Raw genomic sequence first — 20,745 nt, 5'->3', positions numbered from 1 at the left:
TCCATCTCCGCTTAGGCGAAGAGGGACCGGCTTGTTTGCGTCAAAGCATGTCCGAGATGAAGTCCGCTAGCGGCTGCTTGGGCAAGAGAGTGCGTTGCACCAGAGCAATCACCGATCGCATAGACACCGGAGCATGTCGTCTCAAATGTTTCTGACGTCTCAAGCATCGGTGCGTAAAACTTACCATCTAGTCCATAAAGTAACGTATCTGCTGGAAGTTCCGTCTCAAGGAGTCGCTCGAGGCGTTTTAAAAAACCTTCCAAGACGAGGAGGTCTTCCACAGGTACTTCCGCGTGTAAATCTCCAGGGGAAGCAGCTAGCGAAGGGATGATTCCGTTATGAAGCAATTGATCCGTTGTTGTCGCTCGCGATTTTCGAAAGTCACTGAGGCGCTGGACAACGATGCGATCCTGTCCTTGATTGATTCCTCCGATAACGCGTGTGGCGTATGCATTGGCTTGTGCTAACGTCGAAAAATAACGCGGGAGAAATAGTGTAAAGTTCAAATTCGTTGATCCATCTGCCGTCTCATGGACGTTTTGACCGTCCGGCATGACGAGTCCTTCTTGATATTTGCGGATGATCCGTCCGCATGGATTCATGCAATAGGTGACGGCTTTACCATAAGGTGAGTCGTAACCGAGCTTTGTCTCGAACGTCTCCTGTAGTAATGTTCGAAATAGTGCCTCATCCGTCTCGACCCGCACTCCGAGATCAAGTCGGGTCCGCTGTGGGATGACACCAAGCGTCGCTAACTGTTGCAACGTAAAGTCTGCACCGGAACGACCTGTCGCGAACACGATCCGTCGACTTACGAAGGTTTCGTCCGCTGTTTTAATCGTAAACGCCTCCGACTTCGTGATCTGTTCGATCGTCGTTTCGAAACGAGCATCGAGTCGTGGCAATAAAGCATCCTCAAACGCCGTGAAGACGCCAACTGTCCGTGCTGTACCTAAATGACGGACGGTCGTCTCGACCGTATGGAGACCAGCACGACGGGCGCGAATTGCGACAGCAGGTGAATGCGTCGAGTAGGTCTCGATCATATCGGCACCGTATGTACATAAAAGATTATCGACTTCTTGGAACAGTCGTCGTGTCGTCTCTTTACCGATTTTTGAGACGAGCTCTCCGCCGAATCCCATCGCATAATTGAATTTTCCTTCTGATTTTCCAAGCCCTGCAAATCCAAGATACGCATCTTCTACTGTTCGCTTGCGGATTGGTTTTCCGGCATCGAGCAGTAAGACGCATTGCCCATCTTCAACGAGCTGATGAGCAAGGAAGATTCCCGCTACACCGGCTCCGATAATCGTCACATCATACATTACAGACGCCTCCTTTTCTCTGAGTATACAAAAAAGCCGGATTCCTATAAAAGGAATCCGGACTGAGTGAGATCGCTTATTTCCATTCTGCGATGTCAGCGATTGGTAGACGAACCGATGGGTATCCTGCATCTACTGCTTTACCGATTGAAAGCAACATGACTGGGAGATAACGCTCTTTTTCAAGACCGAATGCTTCCGCGATTTGATCTTTTTCGTAACCGCCGATTGGGTTTGTGTCGTAACCGTGCGCACGAGCGACGAGCATCAATTGCATCGAAACGAGACCTGAGTCGATCAAGATGCTGTCACGTAATGTTTCAACGTCTTCTGGACGGTAGAAACCTTTGATGGCTGGTACTTGGCGATCGCGTACTTCTTGTGGCATGAGACCTTTTTCAACAGCCATATCGTAGATTGTCTCGATGCTATCGACCGCGTTCATGTCACCGAAGACAGCGATGACAGCAGAAGATGTCTCGACTTGGACTTGGTTGAATTTCGCGAGTGGTGCAAGTGTTGCTTTTCCTTCTTCGCTATCGATGACGAGGAAACGCCATGGTTGCATGTTGACAGAAGAAGGTGCGAGTGTTGCTTCTTCAAGGATTTGTGTCATTTCTTCTTTTGAAATTTTTACGTTCGTGTCGTAGTTACGAATCGAGCGACGTCCTTTAACGATTTCCATGAAGTCCGTTGTTGTTTGAGTAGTCATAATTATTCAATCTCCCTTGTGTATGTTTTTTCTTTTTTGTGGTGTGAAAAACTTATTTCCAGTCTGCGATGTCGTTGATCGGTAGGCGAACCGATGGGTATCCTGCATCTACTGCTTTACCGATTGAAAGCAACATGACTGGGAGGTAACGCTCTTTTTCAAGACCGAATGCTTCTGCGATTTGATCTTTCTCGTAACCACCGATTGGGTTCGTATCATATCCGTGCGCACGAGCGACGAGCATCAATTGCATCGAAACGAGACCTGAGTCGATCAAGATGCTATCTTTCAAATCGTTTGCTGAGATACTGCTGTACATGCCTTGGATCGCAGGTACTTGGCGATCGCGTACTTCTTGTGGCATGAGCCCTTTCGCAACAGCTGTGTCGTAGATGTTTTCGAGTTGATCGACTGCGTTCATGTCACCGAAGACAGCGATGACAGCAGAAGATGTCTCGACTTGGACTTGGTTGAATTTCGCGAGTGGTGCAAGTGTTGCTTTTCCTTCTTCGCTATCGATGACGAGGAAACGCCATGGTTGCATGTTGACGGAAGAAGGTGCAAGTGTTGCTTCTTCAAGGATTTGTGTCATTTCTTCTTTTGAAATTTTTACGTTCGTGTCGTAGTTACGAATCGAGCGACGTCCTTTAACGATTTCCATGAAGTCTGTTTGAGTTTGCGTTGCCATATTAAATCGACTCCTCTTTTAGTTTAGGTAATGCGTCAGCGTTTGCTTCGATGCGCTGAATCATCTCAGCTAACGTCCGTTGTTCTTCAGCAGAGAATCCTTCGAGTAGATCCTCGAGAAACTCATCTTTTTGTTCGCGTAATTGAGCGATGCGCGTCGCCCCTTGTTCCGTTAAAGAAACAAGAATCACCCGATTGTCAGCAGCTGAACGCTCGCGAGCAATCATCCCGGTCGATTCCAGGTGCTTGAGATGACGGGTCACTGCCGCATGATCCACATTGACGCGTTTTTGTAACTCTTTTTGGCTAATCGTTTGATCGACTTGTAGTTGAGCGAGTAGATCCATTCGAGTCTGACTAAAACCATCCGTACAGAGATCGAATTTTTGAGCAATCGTCTTATTGACAGAAACGAGTGCATAGATCAACCGTCCTTTTTCAGTGCAGGAGATACTCAATCCATCACATCCTTCCCTTCGTTCGAAGAAACCTTTGACGTATCAAAGATTGATATGTAAACGAATATAACGTGTTTAATTTGATGACGCAACTTATTTGCTTTTAACATAAAAAGAGATATCATTCACGCGGAATGATATCGAGTCAGGCGACTTAGCTAATTTGGCGTTTAGACGCTGGAATTCCTTTTGCATCGATCGCTGCAATGATCCGACGGAAATAGAATAACCAAAATTGTAGGAATGGTCCGATTAAGAAAATCGAGAGGATTGTACCGAAGAAAACAGGACCACCGAGCAACCAGCCAATGCCGCATGCCGTGACCTCCATGATCGTCCGCATCAGACGAATCGACGTTCCAAATCGCTCTGCAAGTGTCAGCGTCAACCCATCGCGTGGACCGGCTCCATATCCGACAGCAACATAAAGACCTGCCCCCATGCCGATGATGAAGATGCCGAAAATCAACCAGATCGTATTCAACCAAATCGACTCAAAAGAGGGTAAGAGATGAGAATTAAGGACAAGATTCATGAAGACACCGACGAAAATCGCGTTGACGAGTGTTCCAATTTGTGGTGTGACGCGGTCTAATGTGTACTTAACGAACACGAGTAATAGACCAACGAGCAAAATAATCGTTCCGACGGACAGTGGTGTTTTCTTTTGGAGACCGAGATGCAATACATCCCACGTCGAGACACCGAGTTCAGCAGTGATCATCATCGATGAGCCGAGAGCGAGTAAAAATAAACCGAGTAGGAAGAGTCCCCACTTTAACGTAGCGCGTAATAACCAGGAAGCACGATGACGCGTCATGTCTAACACCTCATTTCTTAAAAATAATTGATTCGTTAACTGTATCATGAGGAAAGTAGAAGAAGAAAGACGAAATTTTCCGTTTTTTCCATCTTAAGAAGGAGGGGAAGGTCGAAAGAGAAACGTATACTGAAGAAAAAAGGAGATGACAGGATGAAAGCGATCCGGCACCTGATTCGTTTTACATACATAGAAGCCATCTGTTGCGTCTTTCCCGTCATGATTTTCGCAGCGCTTGCTCTTTCACGTTATCTTCCTGCTGAACCGATCGCTCGATACGATCTCCTGTTGCTATGGTGTCTTCTCGTCCAAATCGTCTTACTTGTCACGCGTTATGAAACGCTGGAAGAGTTCAAACTGATCTTACTCTTTCACGTGATTGGTCTAGCACTTGAACTGTTCAAAGTGAACGTTGGGTCTTGGAGTTATCCGGAACAGGCTCTAACGAAAGTGGCTGGTGTTCCTTTGTATGCAGGATTCATGTATGCAAGTGTCGCAAGTTATGTCTGTCAAGCGTTCCGAAGATTTCATTTACGCTTCACAGCATTTCCACCACCTTGGCTTGCGATCAGCGTAGGCAGTCTCGTCTATCTCAACTTCTTCACCCACCACTGGATCTTCGATGCACGCTGGCTATTGATGGTCCTCGTCGTCCTTGTCTTCTATAAGTCATGGGTTCATTTTACGATCGAGCAGACGATCTACCGCATGCCGCTCGTCCTGTCTTTTTTACTGATCGCGTTCTTTATTTGGATCGCTGAGAATATCGTGACGTTCTTTAAAGGGTGGGTCTATCCACATCAGGAAAGAGGATGGGAAGTCGTTGATCTCGGAAAGTTGTCTTCTTGGTTCCTGCTTGTGATCATCACGGTCCTGATCGTCATCGTCGCGAAATACAAGCAACAGGATCCGGCTGTGGAGATATATCAGCGTACATAGACGAAAAACATGACATTTCGTTTGCGATGAAGCGCTTCGATGTTCAACGTTCGTTCTAACATGTGGACGACAACTTGAGCGTGTTTGGCTCAACCAGTGACGAGACGGGAAATTATTGAAAAAAGAGTGAAACATTAGAAGTTTTAAGCCGTAGAGTAAGGTGAGAACTTATTTTTCAAGGAGGACCTTACTCATGTCATCTCAATTAAAGAAAGCAGCGAAGGAGTCGCTCAGCGGTCGTTGGGGATTTGCAGTCCTAGCTTTTCTGCTGTTTAGTATTATTCAGGGTGTTCCTAATTTATTTGGATCGGATATCGATGAGCCGTCTAGTAGTATAGATCTCGTTGTATCATTGGTGTCGATTTTATTGATTCCAGTAGGAGTCGGTTGGACATGGATTGCCATGTCGATTGCTCGTGGCGAAGAAACGAAAGTGACGGATTTGTTTGAGCCATATGGTATGTTCCTGAAAGTGGTGGGGCTGGCCATTGTTCAGTTCATCTTTATCGCGCTCTGGACGTTACTCTTAATCATCCCTGGTATCATCAAGTCATTCTCTTACTTGTTGACGTACTACATCCTTCGGGATGAGCCGTCAATCGGTATTCTCGAGGCAATTACACGCTCACGGCAACTCATGGATGGACACAAGATGGAAGCATTCTTGCTCTTCTTATCGTTTATCGGTTGGGCGTTGCTTGTTATCGTTACGCTTGGTCTTGCTGTCCTATGGGTCGGACCATACTTCAGTGTCACGCTTGCCAAATTCTACGATCGTATTCGTGGGGAGCAGGCGCCAGAGCAGACATCAGATTTCGTCGCACCATACTAATTCCGAATCCCGACACTACGTCGGGATTTTTCTTTGGAATAAATCCGATAGGAAAAGACGGTTTAATGGTTGCTTTAGTTCAATGAATTCTGTACGATGAATGCAACACATCTTATCTAGAGAAGTCGAGGGACTGGCCCGAAGACACTTCAGCAACCCCGCTATGGCGGAAGGTGCTACTTCCAGGAAGGAATACCTTCTGAAGATAAGAGCGGACAGGACAAGATACCGTCGCTCTTTTCGAACTTCGAAAAGAGCGTTTTTTTATGATAAGGGGGACGATGGAGTGGAGTATGGTTTTTGGTTACCGATTTTTGGGGGATGGCTACGTAACGTCGAGGATGAACAGATGCCAGCGACATTCGATTATGCGAAACAAGTCGCACAAACAGCTGAACGGATCGGCTTCTCGACGACGTTGATTGCGGAATTGAACTTGAACGATATCAAAGGCATCAAGGAACCGAGTCTTGAGGCATGGACAACGGCAGCGGCGATTGCTGCAACAACAGAACGCCTTGAAATCATGACAGCGGTTCGTCCCGGGTTCCATAATCCGGCGACGACGGCGAAGATGGCGGCAAACATCGATCAGTTGAGTGGAGGACGATTTACGCTCAATGTCGTCTCGGCCTGGTGGGCAGAAGAAGCAAAACAATACAACGGTATTTTTACTGCACACGATGAACGCTATGCCCGAACGGAAGAGTTCGTCACGGTCATGAAAGGACTATGGGCAGATGCGTCACCGTACAGCTTCTCCGGCAATCACTACACGATCGAACAGGCAGAACTCCATCCGAAACCCGTCCAGCGTCCGGGGATTAAGCTCTACGCTGGTGGAGAGAGTGAAGCCGGAAAACGGACGATCGTCGAACATTGTGATGCCTACGTCATGCATGGAGGCACTGTTGAAGAAGTAGCTCATAAAATCAATGATATGAAAGTACGCCGGGAAGCGACGGGACACGCACCGCTTGAGAGCTTCGGTCTTGCTGCCTACATCATTTGTCGGTATACGGAAGAAGAAGCGCTTCTTGAGTGGCAACGCATCACGGACGTCAAGGAAGACAGCGCCGGTTATGCCGGTTATCAAGATTTCATCAGTAAATCGCAACTCGAACAACAGGTCGAACGAAATGATTATTCCGTCTCGAACCGTGGTCTGCGACCGAACTTGATCGGAACACCAGAACAGATTGCCGAACGGATTCTAGCGTTCGAAGCCGCTGGTGTCACGTTGCTCTTGTTACAATTCTCACCACAACTTGAAGAAATGGAACGCTTTGCCCGTGACGTAATGCCACTGGTCGAAGCGAAACGAAAGGTAGGTCAACAATCATGACAAAAATTCATATTCTCCACGAAAACCAAGAATGGACGGATCATCTCATCAAACGTCTCGAAGAACTCAAGTTGCCGTACGAGCAGTGGCACTTAAATGAAGGAATCGTACCGTTAGATGAACTGCCGCCAGAAGGTGTCTTTTACAGTCGTATGAGTGCGTCTTCGCATACGCGGGGGCATCGTTATGCGCCAGAGTTGACGGAAGGGGTCCTCGCTTGGTTAGAAGAGCATGACCGCACTGTCTTTAACGGAACGCGTGCGCTCCGTCTTGAAGTCAGCAAAGTTAATCAATACACAGCGTTACGTAAGGCTGGGATTCGTGTACCAAAGACAACGGCTGCTGTCGGACGTGATCAAATCGTACAAGCAGCAAAAGAAATCGGTGTTTCGTCATTCATCACGAAACATAACCGTGCCGGGAAAGGTCTCGGCGTCCAGTTATTCCATTCGATTGAAGCACTTGAAGCTTATCTCGATGGTTCGACATTCGACGAACCAGTCGATGGCATCACGTTGATTCAAGAGTACATCCAAGCACCAGAACCGTACATCACGCGGTGTGAGTTCGTAGGTGGAAAATTTGTCTATGCGGTCCGAGTCGATACGTCGGAAGGATTCGAACTTTGCCCAGCTGATGCGTGTGTGATTGACGACTTGTTTTGCCCAGTTGGTGAAGAAGCGCCGCAAACACCGATGAAGTTCCAAATCGTTGAAGGCTTCGATGATCCAATCATTGAAAAGTACGAAGCGTTCCTCCAAGCGAACCAGATTGCGGTCGCAGGTATCGAGTTCATTAAGGATGCGTCAGGTACGATCTATACGTATGATGTCAATACGAATACGAACTATAATTCCGATGCCGAAGCTGCTGCAGGACGCTACGGCATGCTTGAACTGGCAAAGTTCCTCGGAGCTGCTCTTGAAACAAGCACAGTAAAATAAGAATCGGCTCCCGCCCTGTCACCGGACGTTACAAGACCGGATGACAGGGTATTTGTATAGAAAGGGGGCGGATCTATGATTACGTGGAGAGAAGAACGACAGCTCGATATCCCGATTGAGGAAGCATGGCACTTGTTTGATCACACGCGGCTGCAACGTCTGATTCCGAACGTCGTCCAGCATGAGGTGATTGAACGAAAACCGGGTGTCGTCGGTTCGACGTATCGTCAAACGTACATGCAGGGCAACCGACTCGAAACCTACATCGTGACCGATTTAGCCTATACGAATGAGCCGGACTTTAAACAAAATACGATTGGATTCACGTTAGCTAAAATATTTAAGATTGAGATGACGTTTACGCTCAAACCACTTGGACACGCTCGTTGTCTGTTGATTTATACAGGAAAAAATGAAGGGGCAAACTTCGTTGGGAAAAGTCTCTTGTCACTCGGTGGCGAACGAGAAAACGAGAAAATTGTTCAGGGCTTGTTGCAACGTGTCGAAGAAGAGGCAGCAAAACAAAAGAAGAACAATGCATGAAAAAACGGATTCCCGCACCTGAGAATCCGTTTTTTCATATCTTATCGATTCGTATACGATTTGTGACCACTCGGTAAAACGGATAGGCAGTCGACACCTTGATAACGTTCTCGTTTTCTATCGCTGGATCGAGCGATTTTGGATTATCAAAAAGCTTAGTTACCGACTACTATTTTTAAGTATAAAAACGGTTATTAAATTTTCATTTAATCCAAAGATTATATCGTTACGATAGTCGACGCAAACGAGAAATCTGTGAATCATCTTGAAGCTCCTTTAATGGTCGAAACCGAACAGCTCGTAATTCTTGTTGATCAAGCGATAGTTCAGGATCGATCCCGAGTCGAGGTTCAGGACTATCTAAGACACGGCGAACGAGAAAACATGTCTCTGTTCCTTGATCCATTGAAATCTCGTAAAGTTTCCGTTCGACCGTGACGTGAAGATGCGTTTCTTCTAACACTTCTCGCACGACGGCATGCTCTTTAGTTTCACCGTTCTCGACACCTCCGCCGGGTAACGTCCAAAATGTCCGGGAAGGGGTATGTAACTCGACCATTAGAATCTGTTGCTCTTCAATCAACGCAGCGCATACGCGATGTCGCATATCGCATTCCTCCTTCAACGTGTTCAAAAAAGAGACCGAAACGACAGTTCCGGTCTCTTTTAAAATCATTGTGCGTATAACGCTGTTAATTGCTGTTGGATCGTATCGTTGTTCAAATACTCATCGTATGTCGTTTCTTTATCGACGATACCGTTTGGTGTCAACTCGATGATGCGGTTCGCGATCGTTTCGACGAACTGGTGGTCATGCGAGCTGAAGAGCATTGCGCCTTTATAAGCGATCAAACCATCGTTGAGTGCCGTGATCGATTCGAGATCCAAGTGGTTCGTTGGATCGTCGAGTACAAGGACGTTAGCACCACTGAGCATCGCTTTTGAAAGCATACAACGGACTTTTTCGCCCCCGGATAAGACAGATGCTTTTTTCATGACTTCTTCTCCTGAGAAGAGCATCCGACCGAGGAATCCACGGAGGAACGTATCGCTCTCATCTGCCGGTGAATACTGACGGAGCCAATCGAGGATCGTCTTATCCGAGCCTTCGAAGAATTCCGAGTTATCTTTCGGCAAGTATGATTGGGAAGTCGTGACGCCCCATTTGAATGTACCGCTGTCCGGTTCCATCTCACCCATAAGGATTTTGAATAGTGTCGTGATCGCGATATCGCTCTGGCTGATGAACGCGACTTTATCCGTCTTGTTCAACGAGAAGCGGACATTATCAAGGACTTTGACGCCATCGATCGTCTTCGAGAGACCATCGACCATCAAGAGATCATTTCCGATTTCGCGTTCTGGCGTAAAGCCAACGAACGGATAACGACGTGATGATGGACGAATGTCGTCGAGTGTGATTTTATCAAGCAATTTCTTCCGTGACGTCGCTTGTTTCGCTTTCGAAGCGTTTGAGCTGAAACGTGCGATGAAGGCTTGAAGTTCTTTAATCTTCTCTTCTTTTTTCTTGTTTTGGTCACTTGCCATACGCGAAGCAAGCTGACTTGATTCATACCAGAAATCATAGTTTCCGATATACAGTTGGATCTTACCGTAATCAAGATCCGCCATGTGCGTACAGACGTTGTTCAAGAAGTGACGGTCGTGGGAAATGACGATGACCGTGTTTTCGAATCCGATCAAGAATTCTTCAAGCCATTTGACAGCTTTCAGGTCGAGTCCGTTTGTCGGCTCATCGAGTAAAAGAATGTCAGGTTTACCGAACAATGCTTGGGCAAGCAAGACTTTAACTTTTTCAGATCCTGTCAGCTCAGCCATCGTTTTCGAGTGAAGGTCTTCCTTGATGCCAAGTCCTTGTAGAAGCATCGCTGCTTCCGACTCCGCTTCCCAACCGTTCATTTCAGCGAATTCACCTTCGAGTTCAGCAGCACGCATGCCGTCCTCATCTGAAAAATCTTCTTTCATATAAATCGCATCTTTTTCTTTCATGACTTCATAGAGACGTTTGTGTCCCATCATGACTGTTTCGATGACTTGGAATTCTTCGTATTCGTAATGGTTCTGGCGAAGGACGCCTAAGCGTTCGCCTGGTGTGATGATGACATCGCCTTGTTGTGCTTCAATGTCACCAGCGAGAATTTTCAAGAACGTTGATTTACCGGCACCGTTCGCACCGATCAGACCGTAACAGTTACCTGGCGTGAACTTGATGTTAACGTCTTCGAATAATTTTCGGTCCGCAAAGCGAAGACCGACGTTTTGTACTGTAATCATATAGAGATGAACCCTCGTTTCTAGTAAGTGATGTGCTCATTCGAGTGTACCACAAATCATGATCTGTCGTAGAGCAGGCAAAGTTCTTTCCATATTAGGACAGAAATTAAAAATAAGCAACCGGATATTTAAAATAATGAAACATTTTCCAGATGGATGCGTAGAAGAAAGTAAGGAATTCGCTAGAGGAGGGGTTAGATGGCCATCTTTTTCACGTTATTGTTTTTCGCCCTCATCGTTTTGCTTGGCATGGAACTCTATCGCTATATCCAAGAAAAGATTGATAAAGGAGATTCAGAATGAGAGAAATCAAACCGAAGAAAAAAATTCGTCCATCGATGATCATCGCTGGTGTACTTGTATTAGCCCTGCTGGCTACAACGCCGTTCGTCGTCGAACAAATCGAACCCGGACAAGTTGGTGTCGTTTATACCCCGTCAAGCGGTGTCAAAGATGAGACGTTATCGCAAGGCTGGCATGTCGTTTCACCAATCACACGGGTGACGGAGTATCCGATCCGTACACAGACGAAATCGCTTGATAACATGACGCTTGCGACTAAAGACGGAAAGAACATCGTCGTCGACTTTACATACAGCTTCTCCGTTTCGCCGGATAAGGTGACAAAAGTCTTCAACAAGTTCGGACCGATCGAAATCGATGAGATTGCCAAAGGTTACTTGAAACAACGACTCTATGATGCGTCGCGTGAGCAAATCTCGAAAGTTACCGTCCTTGAACTGTTCGGTGAAAAATCAGGAAACGTCTCGACGAGCATTCAGACGCAGTTTGCAGAAGACGTCAAGGACATCGGTTTCATCATCGAGGATGTCGCACTCGGTGCACCAAAACCAGATGAAAAGACACAGGAAGCAATCGATGCGCGTGTCAAAGCGTCGCAGGAACTCGATAAAAAGAAAACGGATCTTGAAATCGCTAAAGCAGAGGCAGAACGTCTTCGCGTAGAAGCAAAAGGAGCAGCCGATGCGCGTTTGATCGAAGCTCAAGGGTTGGCAAAAGCACAAAAAGAATTACAGAAGACGTTGACGAAAGAAATGATTCAATACGAAGCTGTCAAGAAGTGGGACGGGAAATCTCCACTCGTCAGTGGATCAGGGAGTATGGTTCAACTACCGATTCCTGACGGTACGACACAAGAAAAAAACTAATTGAAATATGTCTAAGATAAACCGCTTAAAGACCACAATGGTAGACGTGAAAAAAGCAGATTCTCAGCGCTGAGAATCTGCTTTTTGATTAGTGCGAAGCTTGTTCAAAACCTTGAGCGATGGCAATGATGACTTGTGTTGCTTTCACCATGTTATCCACAGAGACGAACTCGAACTTGCCATGATAGTTCTCACCGCCGGTAAAAATGTTCGGTGTCGGAAGTCCCATGTATGAGAGTTGTGATCCATCTGTTCCACCACGAATCGGTTTAACGATTGGCGTAATATCAAGCGACTCCATCGCTGCATGAGCAATATCAACGATGTGCATGTGGGGCTCGATTTTTTCACGCATGTTGTAGTACTGATCGTGTAAGTCGATTTCCACACTACCAGCACCATACTTTTTGTTCCACTCATCGACAAGGGCAGACAAGAAGTGTTTCCGTCCCTCGAAGGCTTCACGATCAAAATCACGAATGATGTAGTCGAGCGTCGTTTTTTCGACCGAACCGTCAAATGAAATCAGATGGAAGAATCCTTCAAAACCATCCGTGAATTCAGGAGACTCTTCTCCGGGAAGACGATCGTGGAACGCCATCGCATGTTTCTGCGAATTTACCATCTTATCTTTTGCTGTTCCCGGATGGACATTTGTTCCGTGGAAGACGATTTTAGCCGCCGCCGCATTAAAGCTCTCGTATTCAAGCTCACCAAGCGGACCGCCGTCGACCGTATAAGCATACGTGGCATCGAACGCTTCGACATTAAAGTGATGTGGTCCACGACCAATCTCTTCGTCAGGTGTGAAGGCAACACGAATGCGACCATGCTTAATTTCCGGATGTGAAATCAAATGATGCATGGCTGTCATGATTTCTGCGATTCCGGCTTTATTATCGGCTCCGAGTAATGTCGTCCCATCTGTCGTCATCAAGGTGTGACCGACGTAGTTGTGCAGTGCAGGAAAATCAGTTGGCGATAGAATGACGGATGGCACTTCACTTAATGTGATGGGATTTCCGTCATATGCTTCCACGAGTTGTGGACGGACATTCGTACCTGTGAAGTCTGTCGCTGTATCGAGATGAGCGAGAAAACCGATTGTTGGAATGTCTGCGTCTGTATTGGCAGGTAATGTCGCCATGACATAACCATTATCATCAACGGTGACTTCTTCCATGCCAATTGTCTTTAATTCTTCTACGAGCAAACGAGCTAGTGTCCATTGCCCTTCTGTCGTTGGAACAGTCATACTCTCATAGTTCGACTGTGTATCGACTTTCACGTATGTAGTTAGACGATCAATCAATTCTTGTTTCAAATCAAAAACGTCCCTTCTCGTCATAAGATATCTTCATCATAGCATGAACGACTAATGTGAGAGAATTCTGAATCATGATAGAATAATATTGAAAAAGGGGGAATTCTTCATGAGAGCATTCGTAGTCGATCAGTACGGAAAAAATGCATCACTTACAGAAAAAGACGTCACACCCGAAAAAGCGGGGAAGTACGAATTACGGGTTCAAATCGAGGGGTCAAGCATCAATCCACTTGATACGAAGATGTTTTTCGGACATGTGGCGGCGGCTTCAACGACTGGAATTCTCCAGGGTGATGTAACGGGGAAAGTGATTGAAATCGGGGAGGGTGTGACGTCTTTTTCTGTCGGCGATCGCATCGTCGCATTCGGCGGTGGACTTGGAAAACGCGCCGGTGCGTTAGCGGAAGAAATGCTTGTGCCTGAACAAATGGCAGTCTTACGACCGGAAGGGGTATCGGCTGAGGTTGCTGGTTGTTTACCGGTGATTGGATTGACAGCAATGGAAATTTTAAAAGAGCGAATCGCGATTACCCCAGGAATCCGCGTATATGTAGCAGGCGGAACGGGTGGAGTAGGACATCTTACCGTTCAACTGGCTCGTCATTATGGATGTGACGTTACAGCGAGCGCCTCTTCTGACGAGAAGGCAGCTTGGCTAGAAGCAAAAGGGATTCGCATTCACCGGTACAAGGAAGAATCAGCTGAAACATTGCTCAAACGACTCGATCTGGATGGATTCGACGTCATCATTGATACAGTGGGTGGTGACCATTTACAAGAATCGTTCATACTCGCAAAAGAGCGGGGACGCATCATTTCGATCGCGACACGGACGACACAAGATTTAACGATGATGCATAGTAAAGCCTTGTCACTCGAAGCTGTGTTCGTCGCGCTCCCGTTGCTAAAAGGAAAAGTAGAGGAGATGAAGCAACAGCAACATCACTTAGCAGAACTCATTCGTTTAGTGGAAGAAGGAGTGATTGAAATACGGATTGAAGAGCAGATTCCCTATGAACGCGATGCGTTAAACGATCTCTATCAACGATTTGATCAAACATCACACTTTGGTAAAGTGAGTGTATATCCAACCCATTAAAAATGATTCTCCATTCATTTTACATTTCCTGTTAAAATATAAAAAATCCGTTACTGAAAAATTCAGTAGCGGATTTTTTAGATAACACGTCATTTACGGCGAACAAGAATACTTTTTGGATTGAGTTGTGGCATGGAAGGAGGAGTCGGGAAATCTTTCTGCTCCGGCTGCTCCCATACGACTTCAAATTTTTGACGCAACTTGTTGAACGCCTGCTCCACAGCTTTTTTCAATTGTGACGCATCAAGAGCGGGACTATCTGTCGTAATCGCAAGCAGTCCTCCGCGATTCGTCAAATGAATGACTTTTTGGATCCAAAGAGCGAGATCCTGTTCGGTCCGAAACTGACGTGTTCGTGTATTGACTTGTACGGGCGGATGGAACAAGACGACGTCAAAACGAGTCTTCTTATCCGCTTGTTCGATGTAGTCGAACGCATCCTGAACTAAAATCTTCTGTTTCTCAGGAGTAAAACTGTTCAACACAAGATTATCTTTTGTCTTATTTCGACTACGTGTCGAGAAATCAACGCTTGTCGTTTGAGCAGCCTCACCATAAAGGGCAGCTACCGTTAATGTTCCTGTATCAGAAAAGAGATTAAGTACGGTTTTTCGTTCGACGGAATCGAGAAGGATTCGGCGAAGTTCACGTTGGGCAATGTCAAAACCAGTCCGCATACCAGCATCCAAGTCATACTCATACAACACACCGTATTCTTGTGCGACTTCAGGAAAATCGCCTCGTTCCCCTTTCAAAAAGTCGTCGCCTTTGACGGGTTGAAGATCGACGAGGAAATCTCGTTTTTCATAAATGCTTCTGTAATTCAGTAGTGATTCAAGAGCTTCAAGAATCAATGGACGGAATGTATAGATGCCTTCATTTTCGAATGTAATAAGGTAATGATGATCGTAACAATCAATTGTCAAACCACCGATACCATCTCCTGCACCGTTAAAAATACGGAAGGCTTCTGAATACTCTTCAAAAAATTCGTTTCGTTTGTCTAATGCTTGTTCAAAAAGTTGTTTGAAGAAGTCGACATCAATCGCTTTTTGCTCGTCCATTGAGAGAGTCCAACCGACACCTTTTTCTTGCTTGCCAAAATAACCAGTCGCGAGGTATTCTTTATGTTCTGTCATCAGATGGAGCAGTCCGCCTGCCTCTTTGACATGTTGTAAGGCTTCGAACATTTCCTTGCGTAACGCGGGATACCCGCTTCGAATCGATTCAATCCATTCTGGTTTGACGACGATCGGATAGAGTTCACGAGACATGTAAGTTTCCTCATTTCTACTTGTGGATAAGTGTCATAAGTATACCATAAATGGGGTTATCCACATGTGGATAACTGGCGATTTCGTTCTGTATTCATTCTTTCGAAAAATGAAATTTCGATCTATGCAATGATTATTTTGTTTGTTATAATGAGTTTATTGATGTTACGAAAGGACGTTCGTATTTATGAGTAAATACATGAATTTAAATACTATTGAGTTGTTCGCTGGTGTTGGTGGATTTAGAGTAGGTCTAGAGAAAGCGAATCCAGAGATTTTTAAAGTCGTATGGGGGAATCAGTGGGAACCTTCGAAAAAAGCACAAGATGCATTTAACTGCTATGCGTCTAATTTTAAAGAAGGTATCCATTCGAACGAAGATATTACGAAAGTCAGTGATGAAGCATTCAAAAACTTGGATGCTCAACTGATTGTAGGAGGGTTTCCTTGCCAAGATTACTCTGTAGCTAGAAGTTTATCTGGCGAGAAAGGAATCCAAGGTAAGAAAGGCGTGCTTTTCTGGGAGATCAAACGAGTCATTGAAGCGACATCACCTAAATATGTCTTATTAGAAAATGTAGATCGCTTATTGAAATCTCCTGCTAGTCAACGAGGAAGAGATTTTGCTGTCATGTTGGCTACATTCAGAGACTTAGGATATAAAGTCGAATGGAGAGTCATCAACGCAGCGGAGTATGGACAAGCTCAACGTCGACGCCGTGTTTTCATATTCGCGACTAGAAATGATTTAGGGTTCTCAAAAGAGTTAGAATCTTATGAATCGGATGATATACTATTCGAAAAAGGATTTTTTAGTCCAGCATTCCCTGTTAAGCATGAAGTCATTAAAAATCGAAAGTTAATCGGCAAACTACCAGATGACATCGTCGAAATTTCAGATAAGTTCTCAGCGAACTTCCACAATTCAGGATATATGGAGAACGGGAATTTCTACTCGATTCACACAGAACCAGTCTTCGAGAAACCGATATTGCTGAGAGACATTCTTCAACCTGAAGACAGCGTACCGGATAAATTCTACCTATCTGAAGCTGCTATCGAAAAATTTAATTTCTTACGTGGACCTAAAAAAATAGAGCGAACTTCCGTTGATGGGCATAAGTATATCTACTCAGAGGGTGGCATGTCTGAAATCGATGATTTGGATAAGCCTGGGCGTACGATGCTGACTAGTGAAGGAACGACGAATCGTAGTTCGCATGTAGTAGAGGTCAATGGGAGAAGAAGATTCTTGACGCCACTAGAATGTGAGAGATTGAATGGTTTTCCTGATGAGTGGACGAATACGATGAGTGATCGGATGCGTTATTTCTGTATGGGTAATGCTTTGGTCGTAGGCTTGATTGAACGTATGGGAAAAAGAATCGAAGAAATCGAAAATAAGCATATGGAAGATATTCCGTTACAAGAAAAGTTCTTTTTGAACAATTAATATAAGATTTGGGATGCCTTGATTAGAATATCATGGCATCTTTTTTTGTTTTCTATGATTGCGATGAAGGGAATAGGATATCAATTGAATCATTCCGAGGAGGGGGAGTATGGCGGTCAAGAATAAGAACTTAAGTAAAGTACGAGGTAAGGATACGAAAATGGAAGTGAAGGTAAGAAGCGAATTATGGCATCGTGGTTTACGTTATCGTAAGAACTATCGAAAGCTGCTGGGTACTCCTGATATTGCTTTTCCGGGAGTGCGGTTAGTGGTTTTTCTAGACTCTTGCTTTTGGCATGGTTGCCCTATTCATTATAAACAACCCAAATCCAATGTCGATTTTTGGAGAAATAAAATCAAAAGAAATAGGGAGAGGGACAAGGAACAGACGGAACATTATTTATGTGAGAACTGGACTATATTAAGATTTTGGGAACACGAAGTCAATAATGATTTCGATAGAGTCATCAAAGAAATCGAAGATACCTATAAGAACTTAACTAAGCATCTTCCGGAAGATGTCGCTAGTCAGATTCATGAGCCCTTGGAAGAAGATTTTGATTTAGATAATCCATGTGATTGATATGATGATTGAGTTCAAGCCTCATTAAACTATTTTTGGTATAATGTCCATAAAATAGTTTAATGAGGTGTTTTTTTTGAGAAAAGTTGACTATGACGTTGGTAATCCTATTGATATCGAAAGACATGCTAAAGGTTTGATTGGTAAAAGCTTCCGTGAAGTAATGCCTAAAGCCATTGAGAATAAATCGTCTAAAGGGAATTTAGGTAATCTATTGGAGGAACATTATTTCGGATATAAACCGAATTCTGATGCTGCTCCTGATTTTGCTGAAGCTGGAGTGGAGTTGAAACTCACACCATACAAGAAATTAAAGAAGGGTAATCGTTTTTCTGCTAAAGAGCGACTCGTTCTCAATATGATCAATTATCAAGATGTCGTTAAGGAATCTTTTGACGAAAGTAGTTTTTACTACAAGAATCGCCTTTTGTTGCTTGTGAACTACTTATGGCGTGAAGAGATGGAGCGTTTGGACTATCCGATTACGCATGCTCAATTATTCGAGTTTCCCCAAAAAGATTTGGAAATCATCAAAGCTGACTGGCAGTTCATAGTAGATAAAATCAAGAGAGGAGAAGCGCATCTTCTTTCAGAGGGAGATACGAGTTACTTAGGTGCATGTACGAAAGGTGCTAACAAAAACAGTTTACGTGAACAACCATTTTCGGATACGAAGGCTATGCAACGAGCATTCTCTTTGAAAAGTTCTTATATGACAGTACTCTTGAATGAATACATTTTAAAAGGGAAATCTACGTTCGAGAAAATGACTGATGATTTATCAGGAATGCGTTTGGAAGAATGGCTAACGATGCGGATGAATGAATTCAAAGGGCGATTAGTCATCGATTTAGAGCGACAGTTCGAAGTAAGTTCGAGTGCGAAATCAAAACTAGCGATATTAGCTTCTAAAATGCTTAACGCTTCTTTTGAAAACGCTGAGAAATCCGAGGAGTTCCAGAAAGCGAAAATCAAATTGAAAACTATCAGAATTGGAAAAAACGGAAAAATTAAAGAGAGCATGTCCTTCCCGCCGTTCAAGTATACTGAAATCGTTAATCAGTCATGGGAAGAATCTGATTTAAGAGAGATGTTTGAAACTACTAAATATTTATTCGTTGTTTTTCAAGAAAATCAAGATAAGGAATATACTTTCAGTCACTCAGTGGTGTGGAATATGCCGATAGATGTACTCGATAACGAAGTCAAAGTGGTGTGGGAGGAAACGGTTCGACGAATTCGAAGAAATGAAGAGAACTCGTTACCAAAAAAATCGGAGTTTTCGGTTTGCCACGTGAGACCTAAGGCCAAAAATAAAAAAGATACTTATCCTACACCATCAGGTAGACATGCGACGAAAAAATGTTTTTGGTTGAATAGTGAGTACATCATGAGTATCGTGAAAACTGATTAAAAATAAAAATGAGGATTACTCTAGCGCTAGAGTAATCCTCATTTTTATTTTTACACACGCTCCACAACAGCCTCAAGCGATACTTTGACATTACCAGCCAGTGCCCGCGTAATCATACACGAACCTTCTGCTTTTTCAGCGAGACGTTGCGCCTTCTCCACATCACGATCCGACAGATCGGCTGGTAATAAGAGTTTCGGACGATGAATGATCGCATCGTATGTGAAGACGCCGTTCGTGACATCAACGATGCCTTCAGATTCCATCGTTAAGGAGACTTTTGGGATATTACTACGCTCAAGCATTGCGGCAAGCGTGATGATATAGCATGTAGCAGCTGCGCCAAGCAACATCTCATCTGGATTCGTGCCAACCCCTGGACCATCCATAGCGTCCGGAATTGAAATTTTTGTTTTTAACTCACCTGTCTCGATCTGACCGACATCATTGCGATTTCCCGGCCAGTCTGCAGTTAAATGAAAATGGTGCTTCATGATCAATCGCCTCCATGCCTCCATCATACGAAGTTCAGCATGATTTTTCGCCTATTCTGCTCATGTGCATAAGAAGAGAACGATCAGCTAAAAATTTGATCGATTTTTTCGATATCCTCTTGCGACAACTGAACGTCTAACGTACGCAACGTATCTGTCACCTGATCCGGTCGTTTCGCACCAGGAATGATGGCATCGATGCCATCTTGTGCCAAATACCAGGCGAGTACGACATGTGCGACTTCCGCATCGTGTGCGTCTGCGATTGGACGCAATTGATCGACTTTTGCGAGGTTTTGTTCGAAGACGTCTTTTTGGAACAACGGGTCGTTTTTTCGTAAATCCTCAAACGTCGTCTCCTTCGTATATTTCCCTGCCAATAATCCAGCGGCGAGTGGGAAGTACGGAACGAAGGACATGCCGTTCTCAACGATGTATGGAAGTAACTCTTTTTCTGCATCCCGTTTAAACAGATTGTATTCTCCTTGATAGACGTCGACATGTCCGTCCTTGTTCGCTTCCTTCAGTTGTTCGAGTGAAAAATTCGAGACACCAATCGCGCGAATCTTTCCTTCTTTTTTCAGTTCAGCAAGTGCAGCGACGGCTTCATCCTTCGGTGTCGATTCATCTGGGAAATGGATGTAATATAAATCGATATAGTCTGTTTTAAGACGTTTTAAACTATCTTCGACCGATTGACGGAGAAAGTCAGGTGAGTTGTTCATGACGACGTTTCCGTCAACGAACTGATGCGCACCTTTCGTCGCGAGGACGACATCTTCTCGAGCGACCGTGTTGTGCCAGACTTCACCGACGAGTTCCTCCGAACGTTCTGGTCCGTAGATGAAAGCTGTGTCGAGGAAATTGATCCCTTGCTGTAACGCGACACGAACGAGATCGCGTCCTGCTTGCTCATCGAGATTTGGATACAAGTTGTGTCCACCGACAGCATTCGTACCGAGACCGATTGGGTGAACGAATAGGTTAGATTGACCGAGTTGAACATGTTTTGTCATGAAAATGACCTCC

At 44.8% G+C, this 20,745-nt stretch carries 21 protein-coding genes and 1 riboswitch; of the genes, 10 read left to right on the top strand and 11 right to left on the bottom strand.

Translation table 11 applies throughout. The features are described 5' to 3' along the window. Positions 1 to 11 precede the first annotated feature (11 nt). The 5 genes from B3S86_RS13525 to B3S86_RS13505 all read right to left on the bottom strand — a co-directional run bounded on the left by B3S86_RS13525 (position 12) and on the right by B3S86_RS13505 (position 4,005). Positions 12 to 1,328: an NAD(FAD)-utilizing dehydrogenase gene (locus tag B3S86_RS13525; protein WP_290753667.1), complete on the bottom strand. Its 1,317-nt coding sequence runs from the start codon at positions 1,326 to 1,328 to the stop codon at positions 12 to 14. A 76-nt stretch (positions 1,329 to 1,404) separates the two neighbouring features. Then, positions 1,405 to 2,040, bottom strand: a complete 636-nt coding sequence (locus B3S86_RS13520) for a nitroreductase family protein (RefSeq protein WP_023469790.1) — start codon at positions 2,038 to 2,040, stop codon at positions 1,405 to 1,407. Between the two features lie 52 nt (positions 2,041 to 2,092). After that, a complete protein-coding gene (locus B3S86_RS13515; protein WP_035411851.1) occupies positions 2,093 to 2,728 on the bottom strand; it encodes a nitroreductase family protein in 636 nt (211 codons plus the stop codon). Between the two features lies 1 nt (position 2,729). Beyond that, positions 2,730 to 3,185, bottom strand: a complete 456-nt coding sequence (locus B3S86_RS13510) for a MarR family winged helix-turn-helix transcriptional regulator (protein ID WP_035411854.1) — start codon at positions 3,183 to 3,185, stop codon at positions 2,730 to 2,732. A gap of 154 nt (positions 3,186 to 3,339) precedes the next feature. Continuing rightward, positions 3,340 to 4,005: a YczE/YyaS/YitT family protein gene (locus B3S86_RS13505; protein WP_035411857.1), complete on the bottom strand. Its 666-nt coding sequence runs from the start codon at positions 4,003 to 4,005 to the stop codon at positions 3,340 to 3,342. A gap of 153 nt (positions 4,006 to 4,158) precedes the next feature. Here B3S86_RS13505 and B3S86_RS13500 point away from each other — a divergent pair, with 153 nt between their 5' ends. From B3S86_RS13500 to B3S86_RS13480, 5 genes are all read left to right on the top strand, one after another. Next, the gene (locus B3S86_RS13500) at positions 4,159 to 4,944 is read left to right on the top strand and encodes a DUF817 domain-containing protein (protein WP_290753660.1); all 786 of its coding nucleotides are present in this window, start codon (positions 4,159 to 4,161) and stop codon (positions 4,942 to 4,944) included. A 193-nt stretch (positions 4,945 to 5,137) separates the two neighbouring features. After that, positions 5,138 to 5,776 carry a DUF975 family protein gene (locus B3S86_RS13495; RefSeq protein WP_035411859.1) on the top strand — a complete coding sequence of 213 codons (639 nt, stop codon included), beginning with the start codon at positions 5,138 to 5,140 and terminating at the stop codon, positions 5,774 to 5,776. A 109-nt stretch (positions 5,777 to 5,885) separates the two neighbouring features. After that, positions 5,886 to 5,988: riboswitch (SAM riboswitch) on the top strand. Between the two features lie 74 nt (positions 5,989 to 6,062). Next, positions 6,063 to 7,121 carry an LLM class flavin-dependent oxidoreductase gene (locus B3S86_RS13490; RefSeq protein ID WP_290753656.1) on the top strand — a complete coding sequence of 353 codons (1,059 nt, stop codon included), beginning with the start codon at positions 6,063 to 6,065 and terminating at the stop codon, positions 7,119 to 7,121. Continuing rightward, positions 7,118 to 8,065 (top strand): ATP-grasp domain-containing protein, encoded by a 948-nt coding sequence (locus B3S86_RS13485; protein ID WP_035411865.1) that lies wholly within the window; start codon positions 7,118 to 7,120, stop codon positions 8,063 to 8,065. Before B3S86_RS13490 ends, B3S86_RS13485 begins: the two co-directional genes overlap by 4 nt. Positions 8,066 to 8,140: 75 nt before the next feature. Beyond that, positions 8,141 to 8,608 carry a hypothetical protein gene (locus B3S86_RS13480; RefSeq protein ID WP_056064751.1) on the top strand — a complete coding sequence of 156 codons (468 nt, stop codon included), beginning with the start codon at positions 8,141 to 8,143 and terminating at the stop codon, positions 8,606 to 8,608. A gap of 226 nt (positions 8,609 to 8,834) precedes the next feature. Here B3S86_RS13480 and B3S86_RS13475 read toward each other — a convergent pair whose 3' ends face one another. Continuing rightward, positions 8,835 to 9,215, bottom strand: a complete 381-nt coding sequence (locus B3S86_RS13475) for an NUDIX domain-containing protein (RefSeq protein WP_052019147.1) — start codon at positions 9,213 to 9,215, stop codon at positions 8,835 to 8,837. Between the two features lie 65 nt (positions 9,216 to 9,280). Continuing rightward, positions 9,281 to 10,903: an ABC-F family ATP-binding cassette domain-containing protein gene (locus tag B3S86_RS13470; protein WP_035411871.1), complete on the bottom strand. Its 1,623-nt coding sequence runs from the start codon at positions 10,901 to 10,903 to the stop codon at positions 9,281 to 9,283. A 299-nt stretch (positions 10,904 to 11,202) separates the two neighbouring features. Between B3S86_RS13470 and B3S86_RS13465 the strand changes: the two genes are divergently transcribed. Continuing rightward, entirely contained in the window at positions 11,203 to 12,072 is an 870-nt protein-coding gene (locus B3S86_RS13465; RefSeq protein WP_058713675.1) for a prohibitin family protein, read from the top strand. Between the two features lie 88 nt (positions 12,073 to 12,160). Here the strand turns inward: B3S86_RS13465 and pepT are convergent, their stop codons facing one another. Then, positions 12,161 to 13,396 carry a peptidase T gene (gene pepT, locus B3S86_RS13460; RefSeq protein WP_290753643.1) on the bottom strand — a complete coding sequence of 412 codons (1,236 nt, stop codon included), beginning with the start codon at positions 13,394 to 13,396 and terminating at the stop codon, positions 12,161 to 12,163. Between the two features lie 109 nt (positions 13,397 to 13,505). Here pepT and B3S86_RS13455 point away from each other — a divergent pair, with 109 nt between their 5' ends. Beyond that, positions 13,506 to 14,498: a zinc-binding dehydrogenase gene (locus B3S86_RS13455; protein WP_035411886.1), complete on the top strand. Its 993-nt coding sequence runs from the start codon at positions 13,506 to 13,508 to the stop codon at positions 14,496 to 14,498. A gap of 89 nt (positions 14,499 to 14,587) precedes the next feature. On the opposite strand, the gene B3S86_RS13450 is transcribed toward B3S86_RS13455, so the two are convergent. Then, positions 14,588 to 15,772 carry a class I SAM-dependent rRNA methyltransferase gene (locus tag B3S86_RS13450; protein ID WP_290753637.1) on the bottom strand — a complete coding sequence of 395 codons (1,185 nt, stop codon included), beginning with the start codon at positions 15,770 to 15,772 and terminating at the stop codon, positions 14,588 to 14,590. Positions 15,773 to 15,959: 187 nt separating this feature from the next. Between B3S86_RS13450 and dcm the strand changes: the two genes are divergently transcribed. The 3 genes from dcm (at position 15,960) to B3S86_RS13435 (ending at position 19,222) form a co-directional block, all read left to right on the top strand. Then, a complete protein-coding gene (gene dcm / locus B3S86_RS13445) occupies positions 15,960 to 17,225 on the top strand; it encodes a DNA (cytosine-5-)-methyltransferase (RefSeq protein WP_056064764.1) in 1,266 nt (421 codons plus the stop codon). Positions 17,226 to 17,334: 109 nt separating this feature from the next. Next, positions 17,335 to 17,808: a very short patch repair endonuclease gene (locus B3S86_RS13440; RefSeq protein ID WP_290753631.1), complete on the top strand. Its 474-nt coding sequence runs from the start codon at positions 17,335 to 17,337 to the stop codon at positions 17,806 to 17,808. 76 nt (positions 17,809 to 17,884) lie between these two features. Next, the gene (locus B3S86_RS13435; RefSeq protein WP_290753628.1) at positions 17,885 to 19,222 is read left to right on the top strand and encodes a Sau3AI family type II restriction endonuclease; all 1,338 of its coding nucleotides are present in this window, start codon (positions 17,885 to 17,887) and stop codon (positions 19,220 to 19,222) included. A gap of 50 nt (positions 19,223 to 19,272) precedes the next feature. Here the strand turns inward: B3S86_RS13435 and B3S86_RS13430 are convergent, their stop codons facing one another. Both B3S86_RS13430 and B3S86_RS13425 read right to left on the bottom strand, forming a co-directional pair. After that, positions 19,273 to 19,719 (bottom strand): OsmC family protein, encoded by a 447-nt coding sequence (locus B3S86_RS13430; RefSeq protein ID WP_156359014.1) that lies wholly within the window; start codon positions 19,717 to 19,719, stop codon positions 19,273 to 19,275. Between the two features lie 80 nt (positions 19,720 to 19,799). Continuing rightward, positions 19,800 to 20,732 carry an aldo/keto reductase gene (locus B3S86_RS13425; RefSeq protein ID WP_290753625.1) on the bottom strand — a complete coding sequence of 311 codons (933 nt, stop codon included), beginning with the start codon at positions 20,730 to 20,732 and terminating at the stop codon, positions 19,800 to 19,802. Between the last annotated feature and the right edge of the window lie 13 nt (positions 20,733 to 20,745).

Source organism: Exiguobacterium sp. UBA3968, assembly GCF_002385115.1.
Lineage (GTDB): Bacteria > Bacillota > Bacilli > Exiguobacteriales > Exiguobacteriaceae > Exiguobacterium_A.
The sequence above is the reverse complement of the archived record's forward strand: the minus strand, read 5'-3'. Positions and strand labels throughout refer to the sequence as shown.

Coding starts and splice junctions, on each gene's coding strand:
- B3S86_RS13525 (WP_290753667.1), bottom strand. CDS start 1,328: ATGTATGATGTGACGATTATCGGAGCCGGTGTAGCGGGAATCTTCCTT.
- B3S86_RS13495 (WP_035411859.1), top strand. CDS start 5,138: ATGTCATCTCAATTAAAGAAAGCAGCGAAGGAGTCGCTCAGCGGTCGT.
- B3S86_RS13425 (WP_290753625.1), bottom strand. CDS start 20,732: ATGACAAAACATGTTCAACTCGGTCAATCTAACCTATTCGTTCACCCA.
- B3S86_RS13450 (WP_290753637.1), bottom strand. CDS start 15,772: ATGTCTCGTGAACTCTATCCGATCGTCGTCAAACCAGAATGGATTGAA.
- B3S86_RS13500 (WP_290753660.1), top strand. CDS start 4,159: ATGAAAGCGATCCGGCACCTGATTCGTTTTACATACATAGAAGCCATC.
- B3S86_RS13515 (WP_035411851.1), bottom strand. CDS start 2,728: ATGGCAACGCAAACTCAAACAGACTTCATGGAAATCGTTAAAGGACGT.
- B3S86_RS13475 (WP_052019147.1), bottom strand. CDS start 9,215: ATGCGACATCGCGTATGCGCTGCGTTGATTGAAGAGCAACAGATTCTA.
- B3S86_RS13440 (WP_290753631.1), top strand. CDS start 17,335: ATGGCGGTCAAGAATAAGAACTTAAGTAAAGTACGAGGTAAGGATACG.
- B3S86_RS13455 (WP_035411886.1), top strand. CDS start 13,506: ATGAGAGCATTCGTAGTCGATCAGTACGGAAAAAATGCATCACTTACA.
- B3S86_RS13520 (WP_023469790.1), bottom strand. CDS start 2,040: ATGACTACTCAAACAACAACGGACTTCATGGAAATCGTTAAAGGACGT.
- B3S86_RS13470 (WP_035411871.1), bottom strand. CDS start 10,903: ATGATTACAGTACAAAACGTCGGTCTTCGCTTTGCGGACCGAAAATTA.
- dcm (WP_056064764.1), top strand. CDS start 15,960: ATGAGTAAATACATGAATTTAAATACTATTGAGTTGTTCGCTGGTGTT.
- B3S86_RS13505 (WP_035411857.1), bottom strand. CDS start 4,005: ATGACGCGTCATCGTGCTTCCTGGTTATTACGCGCTACGTTAAAGTGG.
- B3S86_RS13480 (WP_056064751.1), top strand. CDS start 8,141: ATGATTACGTGGAGAGAAGAACGACAGCTCGATATCCCGATTGAGGAA.
- B3S86_RS13465 (WP_058713675.1), top strand. CDS start 11,203: ATGAGAGAAATCAAACCGAAGAAAAAAATTCGTCCATCGATGATCATC.
- B3S86_RS13485 (WP_035411865.1), top strand. CDS start 7,118: ATGACAAAAATTCATATTCTCCACGAAAACCAAGAATGGACGGATCAT.